Source organism: Bradyrhizobium sp. CCBAU 051011, assembly GCF_009930815.1.
Lineage (GTDB): Bacteria > Pseudomonadota > Alphaproteobacteria > Rhizobiales > Xanthobacteraceae > Bradyrhizobium.
Map to the genome: position 1 here is coordinate 7,714,672 of NZ_CP022222.1, position 22,990 is coordinate 7,737,661.

Annotated in this window: 23 protein-coding genes, 1 tRNA gene and 2 pseudogenes; 9 read left to right on the forward strand and 17 right to left on the reverse strand. The window is 62.2% G+C overall.

Going from position 1 to position 22,990, the window contains the following annotated elements; translation table 11 throughout:
- Positions 1–161 precede the first annotated feature (161 nt).
- Complete coding sequence (locus tag ACH79_RS36400) at positions 162–512, forward strand: hypothetical protein (protein WP_161855231.1); 351 nt, start codon at positions 162–164, stop codon at positions 510–512.
- 87 nt (positions 513–599) lie between these two features.
- Here the strand turns inward: ACH79_RS36400 and ACH79_RS43375 are convergent, their stop codons facing one another.
- From ACH79_RS43375 to ACH79_RS43380, 3 genes are all read right to left on the reverse strand, one after another.
- Entirely contained in the window at positions 600–863 is a 264-nt protein-coding gene (locus tag ACH79_RS43375; protein WP_202639377.1) for a hypothetical protein, read from the reverse strand.
- A gap of 170 nt (positions 864–1,033) precedes the next feature.
- The gene (locus ACH79_RS36405) at positions 1,034–2,176 is read right to left on the reverse strand and encodes an OpgC domain-containing protein (protein WP_161855232.1); all 1,143 of its coding nucleotides are present in this window, start codon (positions 2,174–2,176) and stop codon (positions 1,034–1,036) included.
- A gap of 400 nt (positions 2,177–2,576) precedes the next feature.
- Complete coding sequence (locus ACH79_RS43380; protein ID WP_202639378.1) at positions 2,577–2,756, reverse strand: hypothetical protein; 180 nt, start codon at positions 2,754–2,756, stop codon at positions 2,577–2,579.
- 60 nt (positions 2,757–2,816) lie between these two features.
- Here ACH79_RS43380 and ACH79_RS36410 point away from each other — a divergent pair, with 60 nt between their 5' ends.
- Positions 2,817–3,056, forward strand: coding sequence for a hypothetical protein (locus ACH79_RS36410; RefSeq protein WP_161855233.1), 240 nt, complete (start codon positions 2,817–2,819; stop codon positions 3,054–3,056).
- A gap of 579 nt (positions 3,057–3,635) precedes the next feature.
- Here ACH79_RS36410 and ACH79_RS36415 read toward each other — a convergent pair.
- Positions 3,636–4,205 (reverse strand): hypothetical protein, encoded by a 570-nt coding sequence (locus ACH79_RS36415; RefSeq protein ID WP_161855234.1) that lies wholly within the window; start codon positions 4,203–4,205, stop codon positions 3,636–3,638.
- A gap of 462 nt (positions 4,206–4,667) precedes the next feature.
- Between ACH79_RS36415 and ACH79_RS36420 the strand changes: the two genes are divergently transcribed.
- Positions 4,668–5,327 carry a peroxiredoxin gene (locus ACH79_RS36420; protein ID WP_161855235.1) on the forward strand — a complete coding sequence of 220 codons (660 nt, stop codon included), beginning with the start codon at positions 4,668–4,670 and terminating at the stop codon, positions 5,325–5,327.
- A 124-nt stretch (positions 5,328–5,451) separates the two neighbouring features.
- On the opposite strand, the gene ACH79_RS36425 is transcribed toward ACH79_RS36420, so the two are convergent.
- The 3 genes from ACH79_RS36425 to ACH79_RS36435 all read right to left on the reverse strand — a co-directional run bounded on the left by ACH79_RS36425 (position 5,452) and on the right by ACH79_RS36435 (position 8,704).
- Positions 5,452–5,853, reverse strand: a complete 402-nt coding sequence (locus tag ACH79_RS36425; RefSeq protein ID WP_161855236.1) for a DUF2177 family protein — start codon at positions 5,851–5,853, stop codon at positions 5,452–5,454.
- Between the two features lie 107 nt (positions 5,854–5,960).
- Complete coding sequence (locus tag ACH79_RS36430; RefSeq protein WP_161855237.1) at positions 5,961–7,697, reverse strand: methyl-accepting chemotaxis protein; 1,737 nt, start codon at positions 7,695–7,697, stop codon at positions 5,961–5,963.
- Positions 7,698–7,828: 131 nt separating this feature from the next.
- Entirely contained in the window at positions 7,829–8,704 is an 876-nt protein-coding gene (locus tag ACH79_RS36435; protein WP_161855238.1) for a DMT family transporter, read from the reverse strand.
- 68 nt (positions 8,705–8,772) lie between these two features.
- Between ACH79_RS36435 and ACH79_RS36440 the strand changes: the two are divergent.
- Positions 8,773–8,954, forward strand: a pseudogene (locus tag ACH79_RS36440) (S-(hydroxymethyl)glutathione dehydrogenase); the annotation flags it as partial.
- Between the two features lie 164 nt (positions 8,955–9,118).
- Here ACH79_RS36440 and ACH79_RS36445 read toward each other — a convergent pair.
- Positions 9,119–9,565, reverse strand: a complete 447-nt coding sequence (locus tag ACH79_RS36445) for a hypothetical protein (RefSeq protein ID WP_161855239.1) — start codon at positions 9,563–9,565, stop codon at positions 9,119–9,121.
- A 326-nt stretch (positions 9,566–9,891) separates the two neighbouring features.
- On the opposite strand from ACH79_RS36445, the gene ACH79_RS36450 reads away from it, so the two are divergent.
- The gene (locus ACH79_RS36450; protein ID WP_161855240.1) at positions 9,892–10,152 is read left to right on the forward strand and encodes a hypothetical protein; all 261 of its coding nucleotides are present in this window, start codon (positions 9,892–9,894) and stop codon (positions 10,150–10,152) included.
- A gap of 49 nt (positions 10,153–10,201) precedes the next feature.
- Positions 10,202–10,278 (forward strand) — tRNA-Arg (locus ACH79_RS36455).
- Between the two features lie 37 nt (positions 10,279–10,315).
- On the opposite strand, the pseudogene ACH79_RS36460 reads toward ACH79_RS36455, so the two are convergent.
- The 5 genes and pseudogenes from ACH79_RS36460 to ACH79_RS36480 all read right to left on the reverse strand — a co-directional run bounded on the left by ACH79_RS36460 (position 10,316) and on the right by ACH79_RS36480 (position 16,637).
- Positions 10,316–11,500: pseudogene (locus ACH79_RS36460) on the reverse strand (IS481 family transposase).
- A gap of 66 nt (positions 11,501–11,566) precedes the next feature.
- Positions 11,567–11,830 carry a hypothetical protein gene (locus ACH79_RS36465; protein WP_246738271.1) on the reverse strand — a complete coding sequence of 88 codons (264 nt, stop codon included), beginning with the start codon at positions 11,828–11,830 and terminating at the stop codon, positions 11,567–11,569.
- Positions 11,831–13,340: 1,510 nt separating this feature from the next.
- Positions 13,341–13,685 carry a hypothetical protein gene (locus ACH79_RS36470; RefSeq protein WP_161855241.1) on the reverse strand — a complete coding sequence of 115 codons (345 nt, stop codon included), beginning with the start codon at positions 13,683–13,685 and terminating at the stop codon, positions 13,341–13,343.
- A gap of 300 nt (positions 13,686–13,985) precedes the next feature.
- Positions 13,986–14,996, reverse strand: a complete 1,011-nt coding sequence (locus ACH79_RS36475; RefSeq protein ID WP_202639107.1) for an alpha/beta hydrolase — start codon at positions 14,994–14,996, stop codon at positions 13,986–13,988.
- Positions 14,997–15,467: 471 nt separating this feature from the next.
- A complete protein-coding gene (locus ACH79_RS36480; protein ID WP_161855242.1) occupies positions 15,468–16,637 on the reverse strand; it encodes a cupin domain-containing protein in 1,170 nt (389 codons plus the stop codon).
- A gap of 257 nt (positions 16,638–16,894) precedes the next feature.
- Here ACH79_RS36480 and ACH79_RS36485 point away from each other — a divergent pair, with 257 nt between their 5' ends.
- Positions 16,895–17,263, forward strand: a complete 369-nt coding sequence (locus ACH79_RS36485) for a hypothetical protein (protein WP_161855243.1) — start codon at positions 16,895–16,897, stop codon at positions 17,261–17,263.
- 15 nt (positions 17,264–17,278) lie between these two features.
- Here the strand turns inward: ACH79_RS36485 and ACH79_RS36490 are convergent, their stop codons facing one another.
- Both ACH79_RS36490 and ACH79_RS44460 read right to left on the reverse strand, forming a co-directional pair.
- Positions 17,279–17,776, reverse strand: coding sequence for a hypothetical protein (locus ACH79_RS36490; protein ID WP_161855244.1), 498 nt, complete (start codon positions 17,774–17,776; stop codon positions 17,279–17,281).
- Positions 17,777–17,922: 146 nt separating this feature from the next.
- Entirely contained in the window at positions 17,923–18,507 is a 585-nt protein-coding gene (locus ACH79_RS44460) for a hypothetical protein (RefSeq protein ID WP_246738272.1), read from the reverse strand.
- Positions 18,508–18,788: 281 nt separating this feature from the next.
- Between ACH79_RS44460 and ACH79_RS36500 the strand changes: the two genes are divergently transcribed.
- Positions 18,789–19,172, forward strand: coding sequence for a VOC family protein (locus ACH79_RS36500; RefSeq protein WP_161855245.1), 384 nt, complete (start codon positions 18,789–18,791; stop codon positions 19,170–19,172).
- Positions 19,173–19,175: 3 nt separating this feature from the next.
- On the opposite strand, the gene ACH79_RS36505 is transcribed toward ACH79_RS36500, so the two are convergent.
- Positions 19,176–19,622, reverse strand: a complete 447-nt coding sequence (locus ACH79_RS36505; protein WP_161855246.1) for a hypothetical protein — start codon at positions 19,620–19,622, stop codon at positions 19,176–19,178.
- A gap of 237 nt (positions 19,623–19,859) precedes the next feature.
- Here ACH79_RS36505 and ACH79_RS36510 point away from each other — a divergent pair, with 237 nt between their 5' ends.
- Positions 19,860–20,210, forward strand: coding sequence for a GrlR family regulatory protein (locus tag ACH79_RS36510; RefSeq protein ID WP_161856748.1), 351 nt, complete (start codon positions 19,860–19,862; stop codon positions 20,208–20,210).
- A 17-nt stretch (positions 20,211–20,227) separates the two neighbouring features.
- Here ACH79_RS36510 and ACH79_RS36515 read toward each other — a convergent pair whose 3' ends face one another.
- Positions 20,228–22,909 carry a PAS domain S-box protein gene (locus ACH79_RS36515; protein ID WP_161855247.1) on the reverse strand — a complete coding sequence of 894 codons (2,682 nt, stop codon included), beginning with the start codon at positions 22,907–22,909 and terminating at the stop codon, positions 20,228–20,230.
- Positions 22,910–22,990 lie beyond the last annotated feature (81 nt).

Sequence of the window (22,990 nt, forward strand, 5' to 3'; positions counted from 1 at the left end):
TCTGCGAGCCATCGGGCGATTTGAAACACGGCAGGGAACGCCGATTGCGGAACATGTCCGGGAACTGAAACCTCACATCCGTTTGAAATGGAGCGATCACGATACCGGAACGGTGGCGGATGCCGGTCGTTGGCCCGACGTCACCATAACGGAGAAGAGTGATGAACTTGAAGTTCCTGACAGCAGCCGCAGTTCTGACGACCGCGATCGCGGCGCCTGCGCTGGCGCAGGATCGTCACGGAAGGTCGGATTCGATCCGCTCGCCGCAAACGCAGCAGCGAGTACACCATAGTCACAGCGGCTTCTGGCCCGGTGAAGTAGCCGCGGGCGTGGTGGGCGGCGCCATGGGCACGGCCGGCGCGATTGCGACCGCGCCGTTCCGTAACGACGTCTACGCCTATAACGACGGCTATTACGGGCAGCGTTACTACGGCGGCTACAACAACGGATTTGTCTGTCAGCCCGGAACGGTGTTCCTGGGTGAGGACGGCCGCCGCCACATCTGTCAGTAAAAAAATAACGGCGTATAGCGACTGGAGGCGGCCCCTCGGCCGCCTCCTTTTCGTCTCGGCGGGTCGAGACGTTCTGAATGATTACCGTCAGACCTTTTTACCGGGCGGATCGCCGCCCCGGTCGACCCTGCTCACGCGCTGGGCGCGTTCCTTGTCGCGGGGCTGTTCCTGCCCGCGCTCATCGCGCACGATACCCTGGTCCTTTCCCTTGTCCTTTCCCTTGGCGGGTGGTTCAGGCTCGGTCGCTTCGCGCTGCTGATCCTTGCCTTCTTGGACCAACAGCTCATCGCCGAGCATTTGCCCGATGATCTGTTTCGTCTGAGCCTCGGCTTTCTCGTGAAATTTACTCATGGCAGCCTCCTGCCTATGAAAACGGCCTCAGGCCGCAATGTTTCCGCTTGCCCGCTGTCAGGAACTGCAACCCACCCACCCTTGAGGCCGGTTCCATCAAATGTAACAATCCGCGTACACGAGCCTTCATCGGGCGCGCATTCGCGCGACCCGTTGGCTCATGCTGGAAATTATGATTGCTGCCTGGGTTTGGTGCCGATCAACCCCAGCAACGTTGCAGTCGCGATCATCGCCCCGATGCCACCGAGACTCAGTGCAATCTGCATCGCAAGCCCGTTCGAGATCTCGAGCAGCGCCATGTGGCTGGCGAACGCCAACAGAACGCCGACGCAAAAGATTGGCAGCGAGTTCTGGCCACAGCGGATCGCGCCGCGCATCAATGGCGTCTGTAGCGCACGCCAATCTCGAGGCATGAGCCACGCCGCCAAAACCGCTATGGCCAAAAAATGCAGCAGTCGCAATGGATCGAGATTCGATTTGTCCATTGGATATAGCAACTGCGATAGCGCTTGCGGGATCAGCGCTTGCAGCAGCCTGATGTGGGAGCTCAATACGATGACCAGGCTGAGGAGCAAATACAGGACGGCAAGTACCAGCGCCGTACGCGACATCACCCACGGTCTGACGTTCCTGTCCTCGATCATCCACCACGCGCCAAGCACGACGAGCAGCTGCCAGGCCAGCGGATTGAAGGCCCAGTTACCGTTCGGCCACGCCGGGACGGTCCAGCCGAACACATGCACCAGTGCATAGAGCGCCAACGAGGCGCCAAGCGTCACGTTCGGCGCCCGCAGCAGCAACCACAACAGAGGTGCGAACAAGAGGTGAAGAAGCACGAAGGCCGGCAATACGTCGGTATTGACCGGGCGGTATTGAAGTATCGCCGCGCGCGCGAGCATCTCGCCCGGATAGTCCAACAGAACGCGCGTATTGCTCTCGTCGGCGAGACGGCCGCTTCCTGCGAGGTGAACCAGGATGGCGCAGGCGAGCGTGAGCAGCAGAAATGCCGCATAAATGTCCCAGCTTCGCCGCAGCGTCCGGCGGATCACCCCGGTCCAGCCCTCGAACCGTAATGCCTTACCGTAGGCTAGCGCGCAGGTTACGCCCGAGACAAACATGAATACTTCCGCGGCATCGCTCAAGCCGTAGTTCCGCAACGTCAGCCAGCTTCCGATGTTGTTTGGGACATGGTCAAGAAAGATGAACCACAGCGCAATGCCTCGGCAGGCATCTATTCGCAAGTCGCGGGCCTGGCTTTTCGGCTCCGGCAGCTTGCCGAACGTTAGTTTGGGGATGGTGGTTCGATCATGCATCGTGGTTACCCCAAGCTGGCAAGATGAGCCTGCCGCTGGAGGCACTGGTGTGAGCTGCTTCACCTTCAAAAAATTATTCTTCGCGCTGTCACTTGAGGCCAATCTGCGCGCCAGCGTTGAGCGTTGTCGGCTTCGCACATGGTTGGTTGAGCCACGCGATTTCGCAGAAGAGCACTGATCGGCCGCGTCATGACCGAGGGGATGCCGAACGACCGAAAGCCGATGCCGGCACCGTGACATCAAAGCCGTCGGCCAACGGCCTGCGCACGTGTTGAACTTCCAGCGCGTCGGCTCGCAGCGCTATTTCGATGCCGCGGATTTTTCGGGACGAACGCTTGGGCTGAAAGCGGAAGGTGAAAGCAGAAAACGGCGGGGAAATAAGCCCGCCGCATGTATCTGACTATCCGATGCGCCAATGCCCCTTGTGGATGTCGAATTTCACCAGACCCTCGTCGCGCATCTTCAGAAGCAGGGATTGGCAGGCTTCCTCATTCGGGAGATTGGCGCGCCGCATGACTTGATACGTCTTGAGCGGCTTCTCGCGGAGCGCATTGAGGATATTCTCGCGATCTTTCAGCATGACTGATGCAATCCAAAACTGGCGTTCATGATGAACCGATCAGGCCACGACGAGTTTGATATGGCCGTCTTCAAGATTTCCCGCCGCGAGCGCGTCGCGCGCCATCTTTTCGATAACAGGCCAATTTGCGAGAAGATATTTTTGGGCCAGCGCCTTCGTCGGCAACCCGGTTTGCAGAATGCAGAGCTGCCGCGCGTTCCCGTTCGCGATCTGAAAGGACACCGCTTGCGGCCCCTCGACGGTCTCTTGTTCGGTGGGCTTGGCAGCTATCCGCATCCGCTATTCGCTCTGAATTCTTGATTAAGGCAGCACTGTCGGGTCGACATCCCTGCCGCGACTTACGTTCGTTTCGGGCTGGTAGGCAATCAATCCAATACGGTTGATCGACGGACGTCAATCAGCCTGGTCGTCCTCGACCTTCGAGCCTCTCGGCTTGGAGCTCGGTTGCGTGTTGCGGACCGCCTCGGCCAGCATCAGACGCAACTCGTCCTTTGTCATCGGTGGTTGCCGCGTGGTCGATGATTTCCATTGTGCCATAAGAGTCTATATGGGGTGCCCAAGTGACAGTTAAAGCCCCGGAACCGAGCACAACGTAGTCGCTTATACCGCGTCGCTCGCACCTTAATGTTTCGTGGCTGCTCGTTAGATCGTGAGCCCGATGTCGTTGTTCTTCCGCCTTCGCTCGTTGAGCTACGGCGGACAACTCGCTTTGCCCACCGCGCCGCGAGAGTGCGAAACGGTATTCACAGTCTCGCAATGACGCGGAAAGGCCGCGTTATACTGGATGCCCTGCCCTCGCCGGACAGGGCGAGGAAGCCCGACAACAAAAACGGCGGGGAATGACCCCGCCGTCTTCAAATCAGTGATCACCGAATGAACCTACAGCATCCCCATATCCAGCATGCCCGGCAATTGCGCGAGCGGCAGCGCGGCGACGCCGACGAGCGTGGCGACCAGTGCTGCGAGCCTGCGGTTGCTGTGACGCTTGCCGCGCATCTGGCTGGCGATCCATTCCAGCACCTGGGTGTCGATATTGGCGGCCTTGGTCGGCGCCCAGCTCTCGATGTCGGTATCGGGCGACAGCGCAACCGTGCGCGGCGGCACCGGCAGGCCGGACTCGGAGGCCGCATGGTGGGCGACCGCCTTGGCCAGCAGATCGTCGAAACGGCCGTCGTCGGTACGCTCCGCGGCGGCGTCGCTGATTTCGAACAGCGCTTCGATTTCGGCGCGGCTCACCGGCTGATGCTCGACCGCGCTCACGGTCAGGATGCGCGCGCACCAGGCGGCGTCATCGGCGTCGAGCGCGCGGGAGAAATGGATACGGCCCCGGGTCGTGGGCCCCTCGCCGGTGATCACGCCGTCGCGCACGATGGTGAGCGCATGCGCGGCGGTCTTGCGGCAGGATGGTTCAAGGGATGTTTCAGCGGCTACAGCCGTCACGGCAGACATAGTTGCACTTCTCAATTTCAATTTCAGCCCAGCATTTCCATACCGGGCATGAACGAGCGGTTAACGATTCGAAACTCGCATTTCGAGATTTTTACATGGTTGCCAATTGGTCGCTGTGAGGTTGGTCACGGTTCAGCGAAAGCCCCCTCGGGTGCAAAGCGGCCCGGGGTGATGCGGGCGATAAAAGGCAATATCGGGGCAGGCAAGGCAGAAAAGTGGAAGAGCTTTTGAAAAGATCGAGATCAAACAAAAGGATGGCCTGGAAAACTGACGGAGCCCGTTCAAATACGGAGTGAGAGCTTCTTTTCGTCGAAGAGGCGCCGACCAAAAGAAGATGCTAGGAGTTCCGGGCTCGCGGAGAAGGATCTCACCTTTTGCGCGAACCTGTTCACTTAACCCGTTCACAGTCCTATAATCTTAAAGACAAATTCCCCTGTAAGTTGAATAACATGAGGTGAAATCATGGCACTCCAGATTGGCGCAACCGCCCCCGATTTCGAAGCCCAGACCACGGAAGGAAAAATCAAATTCCACGACTGGATAGGCAATAGCTGGGCGCTCCTGTTCTCGCACCCGAAGGACTTCACGCCGGTTTGCACCACCGAACTCGGCGCTCTCGCGAAGTTGAAGCCGGAATTCGACAAGCGCGGCGTCAAGCTGATGGGCCTGAGCGTCGATCCCGTCGACCGGCATGCGAAGTGGTCGGAGGACATCCAGGAAACGCAAGGCGCCGCGCCGAACTATCCGATGATCGGCGACATCGATTTCAACGTCTCCAAGCTCTACGACATGCTGCCGGCCTCGACCTCGGGTGATCCGCTCACACGTACGCCCGCCGACAACCAGACGGTCCGCAACGTGTTCGTCATCGGTCCGGACAAGAAGATCAAGCTGGTGCTGGTCTATCCAATGACCACGGGCCGCAACTTCGCGGAAATCCTGCGCGCGATCGATTCTCTGCAGATGACCGCCAAGCATCGCGTCGCGACGCCGGCCGACTGGAAACAGGGCGAGGATGTCATCATCGCGGGCTCGGTATCCGACGACGAGGCGAAGACGATCTACCCGGCCGGCTGGAAGGCGCCGAAGCCCTACATCCGGATCGTGCCGCAGCCGAAGTGACCGCGTAGCCGCTGTCGTAGGGTGGGCACAAAGGCGCACTTCGCGCCGTGCCCACCATCAAGAGCGGCGCACGTAGCGGTGGGCACGCCGCGCTTTGCCCACCCTACGGCGTCGCCATGATGAACTAGGCTTTCGCCGCAACCCAATCCGCCACGAGCAATCCGGCGGTCGACGCGACCGCCGTCACCAACGAACCCCACGCGACATCCACGATCGCCACCGGCCAGCTCCAGTGCTTGAGCAGCGCCAGCGATGTCAGGTCGAAGGTCGCGTAGCAGAAGAAGCCGAACAGCGCGCCATAGAGCAGCGTCGATTGCGAGCTTGCCCCTGCCCCGCCGCTGACGAAGATCACAGTGCCGGCGACGTAGAGAAGATAGAACAGGATCGCCGGCACGAGTTTGACCTCGCCCAGCATGTTGCCGACCTCTGAGGTGAAAAACCCCTTGGCGACCACGCCAAGGAACAGGAAATCGGCCGGGACGATGACCGACAGCGCCACCAGATAGATCACGGCATATCGGTTCACGGGAAGCCTCCAGCCCGCCAACGAGGGGCAATCATTCGCAGTAGAGGCAAACTACGAACGCGGAGACTTCAGGTTTCAGCGGCGGCGTCATGCGCCGCCGCAATGGCTCAGGCGGCGCGGACGCGATCGAGGAATTTCTCGACCTCGGCCTTCAGGTGCAGGCTCTCACTCGAAAGATTCTGCGCGGAGGCAAACATCCGGCTCGACGTCTCGCCGGTCTCCTCGGCGCCCTGCGCGGCGTTGCGGATATTGGCCGCGACGTCGGCCGTGCCGCTCGCCGCTGCGCGAACGCTCTGGGCGATGTTCTGGGTCGCGCCGCGCTGCTGCTCGACCGCCGCCGAGATCGAGGTGGCGATATCGCTGATGCGCTCGATGGTCTGGCCGATCGCCTTGATCGCGCTGACCGACTCTTCGGTCGCAAGCTGCATGCTGCCGATCTGGCTGGAAATCTCCTCGGTCGCCTTCGCGGTCTGGCCGGCGAGGCTCTTGACCTCCTGCGCCACCACCGCGAAGCCGCGGCCGGCGTCGCCTGCCCGCGCCGCTTCGATGGTGGCGTTGAGCGCAAGGAGATTGGTCTGCTCGGCGATCGAGGTGATCAGCTTCACCACGTCGCCGATCCGCGCGCCGGCTTCGGACAGTTCGTTGATGCGCTGGTCGGTGGCGACCGCCTGCTTGACGGCGTCGGCCGCGATCCCGTTCGACTCCTGCACGCGGCGGGTGATTTCCGCGATCGAGCTGGAGAGTTCGTCGGAGGCAGCCGCCGCGGTGCGGACGTGCTCGGATGCGGTCTCGGAAGCGCCGGCCGACTTGCCGGAAAGGCCGGCAGTTGTCCGTGCGGTCTCGGTGAGTTGCCGCGCGACGCGCTCGAATTCACCGGAGGAGGTCATTACCTTGTCGATGATGCCGCCGACGCTGGCCTGGAACTCGTCAACGAAGCCGCGCAGCTCGGCCTTGCGCTGATCGGCGGAAGCAACGGCTGCCGCTGTCTGCTCGTCGCGCATGCGGCGGCGTTCGGCCGAATTGCTCTTGAAAACGGCGATGGTCCGCGCAATCTCGCCGATCTCGTCCATCCGGTCGTCAAAGTCGATCTCGACATCGGCGTTGCCGTTGGCGATCGCCGTGATCGAGGCCGTGACCGAGGTCAGCGGCTTGGTCACCCGGCGCACCAGCACCATGGTCAGCAGCATCACCAGCAGCGCGGCAATGCCGGCGGCGATCGCCATGTTCTGAATGGCATGCGACAGCATGGTCTCGTAGTGCGCCATCGGAATACCCACATAGAGAAGCCCGATCACCTTTCCGGCCGCATTCACGATCGGGTAGTAGGCCGTCATGAAGGTCTTGCCGAACAGCGTTGCCGGTCCCTTATAGGCATCGCCGCGGCGGACCACCGCCTGGCCGGGGTGGTCGGGGGCAAGCTGGGTGCCGACGGCGCGGTCGCCGTTCTCCTTCTTCACATTGGTGGTGCGGCGCACGAACTGGTTGCTCGCCTCGTCATAGACGAACAGCGTCGCGTTGCCGCCGGTATAGCCCACCGCGCGGTCGACGATCGCGTGGTCCTTGAATTCGGGCATCTTGGGAATTTCGGCGCGGACGACGGCCCCATCCCTGATGGTGATCTTGGCATCGCCGTAGGTCTCGGCAAACGCCAGACCCAGCGTGCGCAGGTTGACCTCGATGTCGCGCAGCGCGCGATCGCCGAACTCGGAGGTGAGTGACCAATGGGCTGCGCCCACAACCAACCCGGTATTGACCGCGATCAGCAGGATGGCGGAAATGACAGCCTTGGTACCGAGGCGCAGCTTGAGCGCCGGCAGAAACTTTCCAATGGATCGCGTGGTCATAACGAGAAATCCCCCAAAACCGAGCCCAATCTGCCGCGTTTTGCTTACGATCGCCTTAATGGGCACAACTCAGGGAAAATACTGATAAGGCTCATGAAATTTACACGTGCATGGCGACCAAGCGCTCTACCTCAAACTGAGCGACGGTTGACCAGTAGCACCGCCGCAGCGCAGGCCACCATTCCGGCGATCGAGATCGAGTCCAGCCGTTCACCGAACAGCACATACGCCATCAGGGCCGTGACGGCGGGGACCAGGTAGAACAGGCTCGCCACCGAGGTCGCGGCCGAGCGGCGGATCAGCCAGTACAAGAGCCCGATCGATCCGATCGACAGCACGACGGCAAGCCAGGCCAGCGCCAGGATGAACTCGGTGGTCCAGCGCACCACGTTGGTCTCGAACAGCCAGGCGCCGAGGCCGAAGAAGATCGTCACCGCGACGTATTGCACGAGATTGCCGGACCGCCAATCGATCGCGCTGCAGTAACGACGCTGGTACAGCGTGCCAAGCGTGATGCTGACCAGCGAGACGGCCGAGGCGAGCCATCCCCAGCCCGCCTCCCCGCCCATCGGCCGGTCGTGCAGGATCAGCGCGACGCCGGCGAGCCCGAGCAGCAATCCGCCCCATTGCAGCGGCGTGACGCGTTCGCCAAGCCAGCGGCTCGCAAGCGTCGAGGTGAGAATCGGCTGCAGCCCCGGGATCAAGGCCGACAGCCCGGCCGGAATCGAATGCGCAATGGCGATCGCCGTGCCGCCGAGATAGATGCCATGCACCAGAATGCCGGCGACGGCGCTGTGCGCAATGCCGATGCGATCCGGCCAGCATGGTCGCGCCACCGCCACGATGATCACCATCAATCCCACAACGAAGGCCATGCGGATCGCGAGATAAGTCAACGGCTCGGCGCTGTTCAGGACATACTTGGTGCCGATGAAGCCGGTGCTCCACAGCACGACAAAGATCGCGGGCGCCGCCCGTGCGGCTATTTTTTCGAAGTCGCCGGTCATTTGCCGTCCGTGTTGCCCGATCATGTGCTACGCGGCAAGGACCGATCGCGCGAGGTAACCCGCGCGGGAAAGGCACCGCCTTCGGCGGCGCGCGGGGGCGCACCGATGTGCCGAAGATCGTCGACTGGTACATGCAGGGCAAGATCCAGATCGACCCGATGGACACGCATGTGATGTCACTTCCGAGATCAACAACGCGTTCGAGCTGATGAAGCGCAGCGAGTCAATCCGCGGCGTGGTGACGTTCTAGGGGCGAGGTCGCGCGTTTCCCTCGCCATCGCTCGTCATCCCGCGAATGCAGGATATCCAGTGCGCCGTGGCATCTCGATTCGATAGCAGGCGTCTCTGGAATACTAAATCGCCCGCTTTCGCGGGCGATGACGAGGGCAAAGGCCCAAACTCAGTGAATCCAGCTCACCACTCCTCCGGACAGGGATCGACGATCCTCCAGAGCTCTTTGCCGTTCTTGATCTTCTTCATCTCGGTGGTGAGCCCGCCGTTGCGACGGATCCAGTCCTTCACCGTTTCCGGATAATAGGACATCAGATCCGACGTCCCCTCCGCACTCGTGACCTTGATGCCGAAGGTGAAGGCCTTGTCGTAATAGGCCTGGTGGAAACCAACGCTCGCCTTCGGCGTCACACAGATCTTGTTCATCGGCACGATGCCGAATACCAGCGTGCAGGCCGAGTTGCAGATGCCGTCGATGATGACGCGCTCCTTGCGGTCGCGGATGCGCTTGTACTTGGTCTTGTACTCCTCGACATAGCCGCCATGGTCACGCGTAATGTGCAGGTCGGCGCGCGCGGGGCTCGCGACCAGGACCGAGAGGAGCAGCAGGGCAAGGGGCGTGATGCGCATGGGATCGATCAGAAACCGGATGGCCTTTCAGACCTGGAATAAGTCGGTCCGTCTACAGGACCGGGCAGAACTCTGGCCGGACTGTGTTGGGAATTCGTTAAGCATCCCTTGAGGCCAAAAATAGGCGCGCCAGGGTGCTTTTCCGCAGCTATTCTACCGGCCTCTCCTGAAATGGGAGACCAGATGGGCCAAGATATCGGAGGTGCCGGCTTCAACCGAATCAGAACTTGAGCTACTATCTCACTGTTTTAGCAAACTTTTTTGGTGAACCACCATCCGCTCAGACCGAATCGCGCCAGTTCCAGTGAGGCTTCCGGAGAATCGAAATGACCAAAGCGAAGTTTTTCGTTGCCGCCGCCCTCCTCTCCACCGCGGTCCTGGCGCCAAACCTGGCGGACGCCCGCCATAATCGGCACCACCATTTGTACAATTGGGGCCTGCCCTACCCGATCAGCTTCCTCCACAATTACGGGCCCGGCGTGGAACCCGGCAGGTTCGCCTATTACGACGGTCCCTCCACCGTCCTGTGCCGCCAGGGCGCGGCCGCCTATATCGGCCAGGACCGCCGGCGGCATCCGTGCTACTAGCGCGTCCCGGCTGGCCCTATCAGACCAAGTCTGATACGAGCCAGCGCAAGCGCTCGTAGCTCAGCTGGATAGAGCATCGGATTTCGATTCCGAGGGTCGGGAGTTCGAATCTCTCCGAGCGCGCCACTTCGGTACGGTCCGTTCCGGACACATGGGTTACGGTTTATTCCGGAGACATAGGTAACACCTTTGGGCCGAACGGGTTGTCTATCGGTTCGAGTCTGCATGTCTCGTCGTCGAAGTAACCCAAATTATAGTTCATGAAGGTGACGAGCCAAATCCTGTCGCTCACCTGCTTAATCCCGACGTTCTGCCCAGCGAAGACCACGCTGAGGTTGATTTTCTGCCGGTTGAAGCAGATACGGCCGCATGTCGTTACGGTCGCGGTCCTGTCGTGGAAGGGATAATCAAGGTCCGGCAGGCCCTGGTAGATCCGCCTTGAGGGGATATAGCGCTCGGCCGGGCACTGCATGTTGAGCGCTTGGTGAGGCCGCTCGTTGTTGTAGCCGTCGATGAAATCGTCGAACCTGGCCTGCTGCTGCAGGAAGTTGCGCGCGACCGGCTTGATGGTCTCCAACTTCAAGGTCAGATGCATCCGCTCGTGGCGGCCGTTCTGCTGCGGGTTGCCTGGCTTGATCCGCTCGATCGCGATGCCGAGCCTGAGCCACCAGACCGACAGCCTGCTCAATCCGAACAGCGCATTGGGACTGGCAAAGGGAACACCGTTGTCGGTGCGGATGGCCTGCGGCAGGCCAAACTCCTTGAATGCGCTTTCAAACACCGAGAAGGCATAGGCTTCCTTGGTGGTGTGCAAGGCTTCGCAGGCATGAGATAACGGCTGGCAAAGTCGGTGATGGTCAGCGGATAGCAGTAGCGGCGATCGGCGAGCATGAACTCGCCCTTGTAGTCGGCACACCAGCTCATTCGGTTGGGCCGGGTGAGAGAGTGTGGTGCCCTCAGCCCGGTTGCGTCGTCGGGTTCGCCGCTTGACCAGGCCATGACGATCGAGCACCGCATGCACGGTGCTGATCGCGGGCGTGTGCACATCCGGATAAAGCCGGGCCAGCCGTTCCCTGATCTTTGGGGCGCCCCAGCTCGGCTTGTCCTGCTTCAAGCGCACGATCAGCGTCTCGATCTGGGTGGGCAGCTGGTTGGCATGGCGATAGGGCCGGCGCGAGCGGTCGGTGAGCCCTTCCAAGCCAATCTCGTTGTAGCGCGAGAAGATCTTGTAGCCGGTCTTGCGGGAGATGCCGAACTCGCGGCAAAGGCCCGCCATCCGCTCCCCGTCCAGCCGCCGGGCAATGAATTTTAGACGCTCATCCATGGGTTTACACGCCTTCCAGGGCATTTTGCGCTCCCCGCAAAAGGCCCGATTGTGTAACCCATGTCTCCGGAATGAACTGTCACCCCTCTCTCAGGAAGGGCATACAAAACCGGGCACTCCAAAACCTGCCGTTTTTGCGCTTGAGGCGGCGACCAGCGTACGCAGCAGCGCGCTTTTCGCCCCCATGATGCGAACCTCTTTCGTGTCCACCTCGATGCGCTGGGCGAGCGCACGGAGATGGTCCCGGCGGTAGCCGCCGCCCTCGGTCCGCTCCGCGTCAGTGCGGGCCTGGTCGCGGATGGCCCTGAGCTCGGTCACGCGCTCCTGCCAGGAGAACCACCAAAGCCTTGTCATTCGCTACGCGTTCGCACGTTGAGCGCAGGCCAACCAAAGTCCCACTTAGGGCATCGATGAGGGTGAATCTGGACACAGAAGTCGGTCATCGATTCGTCTAGCCGTGCAATTCACCTGTGCGATAGCGATTTCGGATCAATCGCTTTGCTTCTGCGATCAGTTCGCGACCGCCACGGCCGGACCATTATTCCCGTCTACCACGTCTCGGACGATTAGGTTGACAGCAATTCGCTCCCGCAGCCGCGCGCATGGCCTGCAATGAACGCACGTAGTCTGGGTGTACAGGTCCGAGAGATGAGCCATAGAGTCTCTTCATATCCGCTCTCATCTCAAAACACACGGCCGCGTGCATGATCGCCGTCAACCCCACAAAGATGAGACTTGCGAGTAGCGGGTCTTTGGCATCCGGCGCGAGTACCAGCAGGATCCCGCCAGCTATCAAGAACGCATACGGCACGCCGTGCATAAATCGCCCATATTTCCGCGTTCTGGGTAGTGAAACTACCGCGAGCAGGGCGACGCCGTGCAGAACAATGCCAACCGTTCCCATCGCTCCCAGGACTTCCGCACCGTTGGGGGCGCAATCGGATGCAAGGGAATTTATAACGGCAACCAGCATGCGCCTCTCTCCACCGGTTGCCGAGTATCGCGGACCCGTGGAACTGTTCTGCGAAATAACTTGCTCAAATTTTAGAGTAATACCAGCGGTTCGCCGGGCGTAATAGCGCCGCCTGCACCGAACGCAGCGCTTCGGCGCTGCCCGAGACCCAGTTTTGGATTCATGGCATAAACGCCTGCTCGGCCTCCAAGCAAGCCTCAGGATTATGTGGGTGGGACATCCGCCGCGTTCGGCAGCAGTGCCCGCGAGGCATAGTGCAAAGTCGTAGGGTGTCGCAGCTTTACCGGTTGGGACGCGCAGCGGGCTGCGGCATCATAGCGGCACGGCGAACGAGCAGTGCCCGTGAGTTCTCCCAACTTCCGTCAGGACGTGATGGACGCGTTTTCGCGCGGCATTGCCCGAAGCATTGCAGCAGCAACAATCCGGCCCCTCCGAGGTGATCGGAGTTGCGGCGCTCGCACGTCCCGACCTCGTCATCGAGATCGTAGCAGTCGCGGCCCTCCCCGATTAGCCTCGCCCCACGCTCCGCCACGCCCCTTCACAGGGACGCCGTTACGAGACAGGCAGCATGCCGATCAGGAACAAATCCAAATGATCGCAACCGCAATCGGAACTCCCAAACCAAGCGCCCCGAAAATCGCCGCAACGAATTCGGAAAGCAGATTTGCTTGGTGTCGTACGCCAGGTGACGACATGACGTTGCTCCTTGGAGCCCCGCGAGCTCCCGCCCGCCCCCAAGATGAACGATCAATCGCGCCTACGGGCTAACGTCCGTGGCGACTCCCATTGACGGCCATGCTGGGACGATATGGTTAACAAGACGTTAACCGACACGGAAAAGCTTGAGTGGCGCCTATTTGGCGCCACTCCTTTTAGGCGTTCTTACGCCGATCAGAACGAGCAGCCATAGGCTGTGAGCGAGGCCTTCGTCGCGTCCAGGGTCTGCTTGCAGGTCGCTTCCATGGTCGCCTTGGTCGACGGATTCTTGGCCATGTCGACCCACGCCTTGCGGGTCTGGTCGATCTGCGTCTTGTACATCGCGCGCTGTGCCTCGGGGACCTTGGAGACGATGCAGGCGTCGTACTTGGTCAGGAAGTCGTCGCAAGAGGCGATGCCGGTGCTCTGCGCGTGGGCAGCGGCGACACTCGCGAGCAAGGCGACGCCGGCCGCGAGTGATAGCGCCTGTCGACGATTCGCGCGCGAACCGGCCGCCGCCTTGGATGTTGCTTGACGCATGACTTTCATTCCTCTGTATCAACTGAATAATTTGGATCGCCGGCAAACGTCTGGTGTCGCCCGTATCTCCCCGATCGACTCGCAAAGCGTCGCGCGCCGACAACCGGTCGGCGTTGCGGACGTTGAGCAATTCAAGCGTGCAGTTCGAGGCGAGACCGGCACTATCGTGCCGGCCACGAATAAGTGTTCCGTCAATTTGGCGAGATTATGGGTGACAACACGGTGACGTTGTGGTGGCCGCTTGCCGGCAATAGACGGGCACCATCAAGTTGCCGCGCGACGCCCGTTGCGCGGGAGAGATCACGCCGTCGAAGTGTCAATCGAGCGGCGTATCACCTTCCGCACCTCGGCGTTGGAGAGGAACAGGTCGTGGTTGATGACGCCCCAACCTGAATCGGACGCATCGATGACGCGCACCCCGAGCCGCTCGATAGCGGCCTTCTCGGCGGCGCCGACCCGTGTCATTCCGCCGGCCAATCGCCCCGAGATCGCCAGCGCACGGTCGTTCGTCGCGGCGACCACGGTGATCTTGCGGCCGAGCGGGCCCATGCGGGTAACTGACGACGCGAATATGTCCATGTCGATATCAGGCGAGGCGAACACCACGGCTCCGATCCTGTCTGAAACGGTGTCGCCATTTCGCGCATAGAGCTGGCGCAAACTTTCGAGCGCGAGCATGGTGCCCATGCTGTGCGCGACGATGTGGACACGCCCGGCGCTCGGGCTCGTGACGGCGGAATTGAGCACGCGCTCGAAATCGTCGCGTGACCACATCGCGCTGTCGCGATCATAGGCATAGTCGAACAGCCCCGCCTTGGACGGCCACGAGAAGACCATCGTCCGGCCGCGGAATTTGATGCCGTCGGCGAGATGCGCGGCATCGAGCGCCGCCGTCTCGAAGGTCTGCTTGAAACCATGCACGTAGATCAGGACGTCGCCCTGCCCGAGAAGATCGCTGACGTCCCCCGACACCGGCTCGACCGCATCGAGACGCCAATCACCGATACCCGCCGCGGCGAGCGAGAAACGGCTCTCGTCAGGCGGCACCAGTTTCGCCCGGGCGACGGTCATCCTCGTAGCGCGCTCCGGCCCGAACCAGGGCTTCGCCCGCGCACCGTTCGCCGGCTTGCGCGTGGTGGCGACGAGCAATGTCGGCTCGGCCGAGAGCGAGGATGCGTCGTAACGCGCGCCCGTCGCGCCCAGGCTGGCGCATCCGCCGAGCGCCAGCACGCTGGTTGAAGACACAATCCCGCGCAGAAACGCACGGCGGGACGTCACGGTCTCGTTTTGCAGCAAATGTTGGACGATCACACTGGACCTTTGGGAACAACGCCCCTTCGCAGAACCCGCCCGACGCAGGTCTCCTCAATCAGCATGGCGAGAAAAGGGCGGGCGGCGGAGATCGCAATTGTTCCGGTTCCATCGCGCTTCTGTGATCCCCTAGCGGCCGCGACGAAACCGTTTTGCCCCTGCCGCGAAGCGCTCCGGAAACAAAGCGCCGTTACGGTTTGGCCCAATCAAGCACGGGGTTAGATCATGTTAGTAACGGTCCTGAACCTCATTTACCGCGAGTTCCTCAAGCGTGCCCTTTCCGGCATGACCATACAGGGAGGAAGGCTATGACCGAGGTCGTGACGGCGTTCCTCATCTTCGTCAGCATCGGCGTGTTCCTGGCCCACGCATTTGATGCCTATCGGCTGCGCTAGGTCTCCGCGCCGCACCTGACACCGTTGCTCCGCGAGCGCTGTCGGCATTTTCGCGCACGCTTCGCGGAGCCGTTTATCAGGTGCCATCCCTGCTGGCGATGAACACGTCGCGATCCGGGAATTTTCCGAACGCCTCCGCCGGCTGTCCGAAATTTGTGGCGAGCACGTCCTTGGGATTGGCTGCGATCCATTGCGACAGGTCGATGGTCTCGTAGCTGCCGGCATTGAATCCGATCAGGATGCGTGCAGCACGGCTGCCGACATTCTCGATCGAGTGCCCATAGCCTTGCGGAATGTAGCCGACGTCGCCCTTCTGCAATCGCTCGGTCCGGTAGCGGCCATGAGAGCCGAACAAGGTGACGCTCACCTCGCCTTCGGTGACGTATTGCCATTCGTCGGCGTTCGGATGCCAGTGCAGCGTCCGCAGCGCGCCGGGATCGAGATCGAGCACGACGCCGGTGATCGTCTTCGCAATCGGGAAGCGGCTGGAATCGACGCGCCACTCGCGGCCGCCCCGATAGGTCGCATGCGGCGGCTGAGCCAGCAGGCGGTATTTGTGGGTCTCCGGCGGCAGCTTCCAGCCCTGCAGCGGCACTGAGGGCTCGGCCGGCGGCGGTTTGCCGCGGGCGAAATACACTTCCTCCTTTGGAAACGTCGCGAACGTAGCTTCAGGCAGGCCGAAATTCTTCGCCAGCAGCGCCGGCGGCGTATGCCCGATCCAGTCGGTGATGCTGAAGGTGCCGAACTCGGAGAAATAGCCGTTGTCGAAGATCAGGATGAAGTGACACGGCTTGTCATCAAGACATTGCAGCATGTGCCCGTGACCGCGCGGGAAGTACCAGACGTCGCCCGGGTCGAAATCGTTGGTCTCGGCAAGGCCGTTGGGGTCGACGACGGTGGTGCGCACCCGTCCCTCGATGACGAACGCCCATTCGGCGGCGGTAGCGTGCCAGTGCAGCTCGCGCATCGCGCCGGGCTCGAGCCGCATTGAGACCCCGGCGATCCCCTTCGAGATCGGCAGCTGCGCGACGGTTGCCTCCTTGCCGTAGCTGCCGCCGATGACCTTGCCGTCCGACTTCTCCAGCGCGAATTTGAAGGTCGGCAGATCCTTGCCTGCGAGCTCGGGGTCCGGGATGTTGTTCATGAAGCTCGGATCGCCGCCGGCGGCTGGCTGCGCCACAGCCAGCGCTGTCAGCGAGGCGATGCCCGCGGCGGCCAGAAATTCCCGGCGTTGTGGATCGGACATGATGCATTCCTCCGCGACCATAAATTCCCCGGGCGGCCGTCAACCCATATGCCACCAGAGGTCACTCTATACCACGCCGACACCCTCCGGTCCTGGGGTGGCCTATTCGAATGGCCATTAAATCAACTAGTTAGACAGACGCTCTGGGATGGTGCTAGAGATCGCTGGCGCGCAGCGGGATTTAGCGATTCCGAAGGTCGGGAGCTCAGGTCTCTCCCGGGCGCGCTCGTCGCTCACGGCTATTCGGACATTTCAATATGAAAAAGATCATCCTCGCGCTGGCGGTGCTCTATCCGGCCGCGGCCTTTGCGCAAACGACCGCCCCAGCCCCCTCCGCCGCTCCTCCGACGGTCGGTGGCAAGCCCCTGGTTCAAGTCGGATCGAAGGGCAAGAAGGAAGCCCCGGCCAAACCCCTGTCAGCCGCCCAGAAATTGCAGGCCTGCCAGGACATCGACGACGAGACCAAGGAACGGCTGAATTGCTACGACGCCGTTTATGCGCCGCAGCCCAAAGCGAAGGCGCCGGCGGCGAAGAGCGTCAGCGAGTGCCGCTTCGTCAAGGAGGAAGACGAGCGGCTGACCTGCTTCAACGGTTTTGCGGACAAGATTCCGAAGCTGCCGCGCTAAATCAGGCGAGCAGGCCTACCAGGTCCAGGTTGAGCGCGAGCTCGGACCGCCGAAGAAGCCGAATTGCGACTGCTGTGCGACCCGCACCTGCGGCGGTTGCGCAAACTGCATCGGCGGCGCCTGACGGCTCCTGGCGACCTTGCGCTTGCGCTGAACCTGCGGCTCGGGCTTCTTCGCCTCGCCCGGGACGAACTGGGCAAACGTCTCCCGCACACGGGCCTGCGCGTTGGCGTCGGCCGAGGCAGGGGGCACGGCGGCGGGTGCGGAAGGCGCAGCGGCCTGGGCGATCACGGCCGGCGGCGGAACAATGGTCGGAAGGCTGGTGTCGTAGACCACCCGCTCCGGCAGCTTCTGGTCGGAACGAATGCGCACGACGGTCTTGTCGACCGAAGGAGCGGCTTGAGAAGCGGCTTCGCTGGCCACGACAGCCTGCTGGGGAACAAACGCATCGATCGCCAACAACAGCGCGAGCAGCACTCCGCCGACAAACAGGAAATAACGCGCTACGGGCATTGGACTCGCTCCCCCCGCGCGAGCATCGCGCGGTTCAATCGCTCAACGGGCGATATACCGATTAGTTCCTGGCCGACCGGCAAGGTTCAAAGGCGCAGCTCACATTTCCGGGATGAAAGGCGGATTCACGCGGCGCAGACGCAGGGTTAAATACGGCTGGCGGTCACCAGTGAACATTTCGCCTTATTTGCGTTGACGTTGACGAACCCCACGAGCATGCCGGCATAGCGCTTCCGGCTCTTCATGTTCACGGTATCGGGGATGATGCGCCGGCGGTCGGTCAGATGGCTGCCGTCCTGGCGGACGAAGCGGCAGGCAATCTCGATATCCTTCACCGCGTAGTCATTGGTATTGCGAAGCGTGAAGGTCACCAGCGCCTTCGAGCCGAGCCCGCCCCTTCGCCATGACTGGGAGACAATGCGCAGGCCGTCGAGCGGTGACCCGGCGGGGGTCACCGTTTCGGGCGGCGCGATTTCGGAAGGCACCGCGGCGGCAGGGTCAGCATCTGAAGGGGCCTGGTTCGACAGGGTCGCCTGAGTCGCAGCCGTCTCGTCCGTGCGGGATGCATCTTGCGTGATACGGGTGACTTGAGGAGGCGTCGCCGCGGAATGGCTCTCGGCGTCGCTCGCTTGAGGGAGCATCAGCCAAATGGTGCATCCGGCAATGGCGATGGCCGGCAGTGCGGCAAGCCGCGCTTCCGACCTTCCGAACGACCAACCGGCGATCTTCATAGCCGTGCCCTCAACCCGGCAGCGCCGGCGATTGCCGTGCCGCGCATGAAAAAAGCCCTACGGGGGTTTTCCCCGTACGGCTTTTCTCACGACCGCCGCTGTACGGATCCCGCCGCGCATCAACAATCACCCAGGGCAGAAATGGTTTCATACCACCTCGACAATATTGCGGCGGTAGCGCAAGGCTTGCAGGATGGAATCGTGGATACGCGGCGACTAGATTGCCGCCGCACCACGACGTCGGTTTTGGAGCCGCAACAACAACAATGGGGAAGACCGAAATGCCTACCGTTACCTGGGACCATGTCCATTTGCGCAGCCCCGATCCCGAAGCGACCGCGACTTGGCTGCAAGACGTTCTGGGCGGCGAAATCGTCCGTGGCCCGGGGCGGATCGACGTCAAGCTCGGCGGCGCCAATGTCTTCATCGCGCCGGTCACCGCCGGCGACGGCGTCAACACACCGCCGGTCACGCCCTATCAGGGCCTCGACCATTTCGGCCTGACGGTGAAGGACATCGACGCGGTCGCCGCCGAGATCAAGGGCAAGGGCGTCGAGTTCACGAAGGAGCCGACTACCATCCGGCCCGGCGTGCGCATCTGCTTCATCCGCGGGCCGCAGGGCATCTCGATCGAGCTGCTCGAACGCGACAGGAAATATGCGTGACCGCTAGGTCATGCTGCCCGGCATGAAACAGCGGATGCTCAATCCCTGATAGCCGCGGATCGGCCAGACCATGGTCCGCCCGACGCGGTTGGGCTCGGTGATGACGGCATCTTCGGGCACGTCATGCCACTCGCCGTCGATGCGAACGCGGTAGCGCCCGCTCTTCGATTCCCAATCCACGTCGCTGACGGCGCTGCCGTCGGCGTCGGAGCAGCACGGTCCCTTCCCGCTCCTCAGACTGTCGAACCATTGCTTCAGCGGTGAGTTGGCATAGCGCCCGTCGGGATCGCGGGCTTCGCCGGGATTGGAGACGAGCGGCATCAGCAAAACGCCGCCGATGATCAGCGGTTTTTTCCAGCGGCCCGCGCGGTGACGGCCCGTGGTTACAAGACTGCCATTCTCGGCGTAGAGGTGCGGCACGTGGCCGCCGGAATTCATCCAGTTGGTCACTGTTTCTCTTGCTCCAGCACCCGCCGGCCGGTGCCGAAATCAACTATGCATTTCGCGGGCCAATTGCGTCGCCTCCTCCCCCGGCCTCATCCCTGCGTCACGCCGGAGTGGTGCGCTTCACGTTTGCTTCCTGCACGGGAACAGGCAGGCCTCCTGACGCGTTGACGGTGCAGGCCACGCTTTGGCATAACCCCTTGATCGGCTTCGGTGGGCGCTGCGGCCGGCACCTGGGACGTCATGAAGAACGGGCTCTATTCGATCCACGTCACCCTGCTGGATGGGCGTACCGGCAAGGGCAGCGGCGTTATTTTATTCCGGGATGGTCAGATTCTCGGCGGCGATGCCTATCTGTTTTATACCGGCAGCTACACCGTCAAGGGCGACACATTCAAAGGCGAAGTCCTGGTGCAGCGTCACACCACCCCGCGCGATAACGACAATCCGTTGTTCGGCGGCCCCAGTCCGGTCGGCATCGGCGTATCCGGCACGTTTACCGACACCCGCGGCAGCATGAATGGAACCGCGCTCGTTGGCAAAGCCAGCCAGATCTTCGGCGCCACGCTGCACAAGCTCGCGGATATCAACTAGCGGCTCCGAACGCGTGCCTACTCCGCCGCCTGCTCCAGCGGCGCGGTGCGCGGCAGAATCATCTGGATGCGCGTGCCGCCGCCCGGCTGTGAATCGAGGTCGAGCCGGCCACCGAGGCGCGTCGTCACGATGCTGTAGACGATGTGCAGGCCGAGACCGGTACCGCCCTGATCGCGCCGCGTGGTGAAGAACGGATCGAACGCGCGGCGGCGGACATCGAGGCTCATGCCGCAGCCATTGTCGGAAAAAATGATCTCGACATTATCCTTGCCGGACTCCCGCACCTGGATATCGACCGTGCCGGGCTTGCCGTCCGGAAATGCATGCGCCACCGAATTGAGGAACAGGTTGGTCAGCACCTGTCCGTAGGGCCCCGGATAGCTGTTCATGATCAGGTTGGGCTGGCACTCGACATTGAGCGTCAGATTGTGTTTGCGCAGGCCAGGCCGCAGGCTCATCACCACCTGCTCGGTGAGATCGCCGAGGTCGAAGGAGCGCTGGTCCGAATAGTTGCGGTCGGCGGCGACCTGCTTGAACGACTGGATGAGCTCGGCCGCACGGTTGAGGTTGGCGACGAGTTGCGACGACGCATCGCGGCTGGTGCCGAGAAAATCGTTCAGGCTGGAGCGCCGCAGTTCGCCGCGGGCGACCTCGGCCGCAAAGTTCGACGTTTTGCGCTCCAGGGCGGACGCGACCGTCAGGCTGATGCCGACGGGATTGTTGACCTCGTGCGCGACGCCGGCCACAAGCCGGCCCAGGGCGGCGAGCTTTTCCGCCTCGATCAGCGAATTTTGTGTCTCGCGCAAGTTTCGCAGCGCGCCCTCCGCCGCATCCTTGGCCTTGCGCATCTCGGATTCGACCCGCTTGCGCTCGCCGATATCGAGCGCAACGGTCACGATGTTCTCGATCTCCCCGGCCGCATCGAGGATCGGCAGCTTGTTGACCAGCCACTGCCGCATCTGGCCGGACACATCCTTGTATTCCTCCTCGTAGAAGCCGAGTTCCTTGCCGGCCGCCAGCACCCGCTTGTCGGGTTCGCTGGTCTTTTCCGCGCCGTAGCGCGACATCAAGTCGGCCGTGGTGCGGCCGATCGCATCCCCCGGCTCGACCCCGAAAATGCCGGCCATATAGCGGTTCATCAGGACGTAGCGAAGCTGCCTGTCCTTGACGTTGATGACCGCAGGCACGGTGTCGATAACCATCTGCAGCAAGCGGCGGCCTTCGGCAATCGCATCCTCGGCGCGCTTCTGGTCGGTGATGTCGCGCACCGTTCCCTCGTAGCGGACGATGACGCCGGCCTCGTTGTGCACGGCGCTGGCGCTGTCGGAAAGCCACAGCACCGAGCCGGTGCGCGTGCGAACCTGGTACTCATATTCGCGAACCATGCCGTCGCGCTGCATCAACCTCTCGTATTCCGTCCGCGCCTCTGGATGGACGTAGACGGTATCGGCGATATCGCCGATGCCGTTGATCAGATCCTGCGGCGTGGCATAGCCCATCATCCGCGCCAATGCCGGGTTGGCGTTGAGCAGCGCCCCGCCCGGCGTCGTGACATAAATTCCGTCGACCGAGGATTCGAACAGCTTGCGGTAACTTTCCTCGGCAAGCCGCTGCTCGGCGAGCGCGCGCACCGCCGCCTCGCGCGCGCTGTCGGCATCGACCAGCGTCTGCCTGAATACTTCGGCGGCGCGGGCAATGTCGCCGATCTCGTTGTCCACATCGGTCGCCGGAATCGAGGCGCTCTTCTCGCCGCCGGCCACCGCGCGGATCGAGGATGCAATCGCGGCAAGTGGACGCACGGTTCGGCGAACAACAAGAAGCGAGGCAAACAGTCCGATCAGCACGCCCGCAGTGCCGAGAACGATGCTCTGCCACTTGGCTTCCGCCAGTGTGCGGGCGAAATCGCGGGAGAGTACACGCCCTCGCCGCTCGCTGACGTCGCGCAATAATTCCGTGACGCGCTGGATCAGGCGGCCCTCCGCGCCCAGCACCTCCTTGTCGATGTCGGAGATCTGCCCTTCGCGCCTCGATATGCCGATAATCGCGTCGGCATAACCATCAACAGCCGCGCGGAGTTTCGGCTCCGTAATGGTCATAGAGCGCATGCCCTCTGCGGCATTTTCGGCAGCCGATGGATTACGCGCCAGCAGCGCCGAAGCGATCCGGCTCTGGCTCTGAAACAATGCCGACGCAACATGGGGATCGGGCGTGTCGGCGATCGCGGCGTCGAACTTTTCGCGCAGGGGCGGCAGCGCAACGATCATTTCGGCGCGGCGGTTGATCAGCGCGGAAATCCGCTCGATGCCGTTGCGGTAGGTCGTCAGGCGCTCGGATACGCCGTCGATCATGTCCTGCTGCTCGGGAGCGAGTTCCAGCCGCGTCTTCTTCAGGACCTCACTGAGCGCGGCCGCGGCGTCGCCGACCTGGAGCGACTGGTTGCCGGGATCGGTGACGAAATCCCGCGCGGCAAGCCGCAACTCGTTCATGCGGCGGTCGATGTCCTCGGCGAGGTCGCCGACGCTCTGCAGCCGCTGAAGCTCGGCAAAGGTCGAATCGATGTGGCGAATGGCGATGACGCTGGCGGTCGAGGTGATGATGATCACCGCCAGCACCAGCATGAAACTGCCGAATGTCAGTTGGCCGATCGAAAGCGAGAACGATCGCGGCGGCAGCGAATTCGGCGGCGTTTCAGCGGTCATGTGGGGTCGGGGCAGGCTCCAATCGGGCGCAATATACGATGACTTCCGGGCCGTGGGGAACATGCCGGCGGGTGGTTTAAT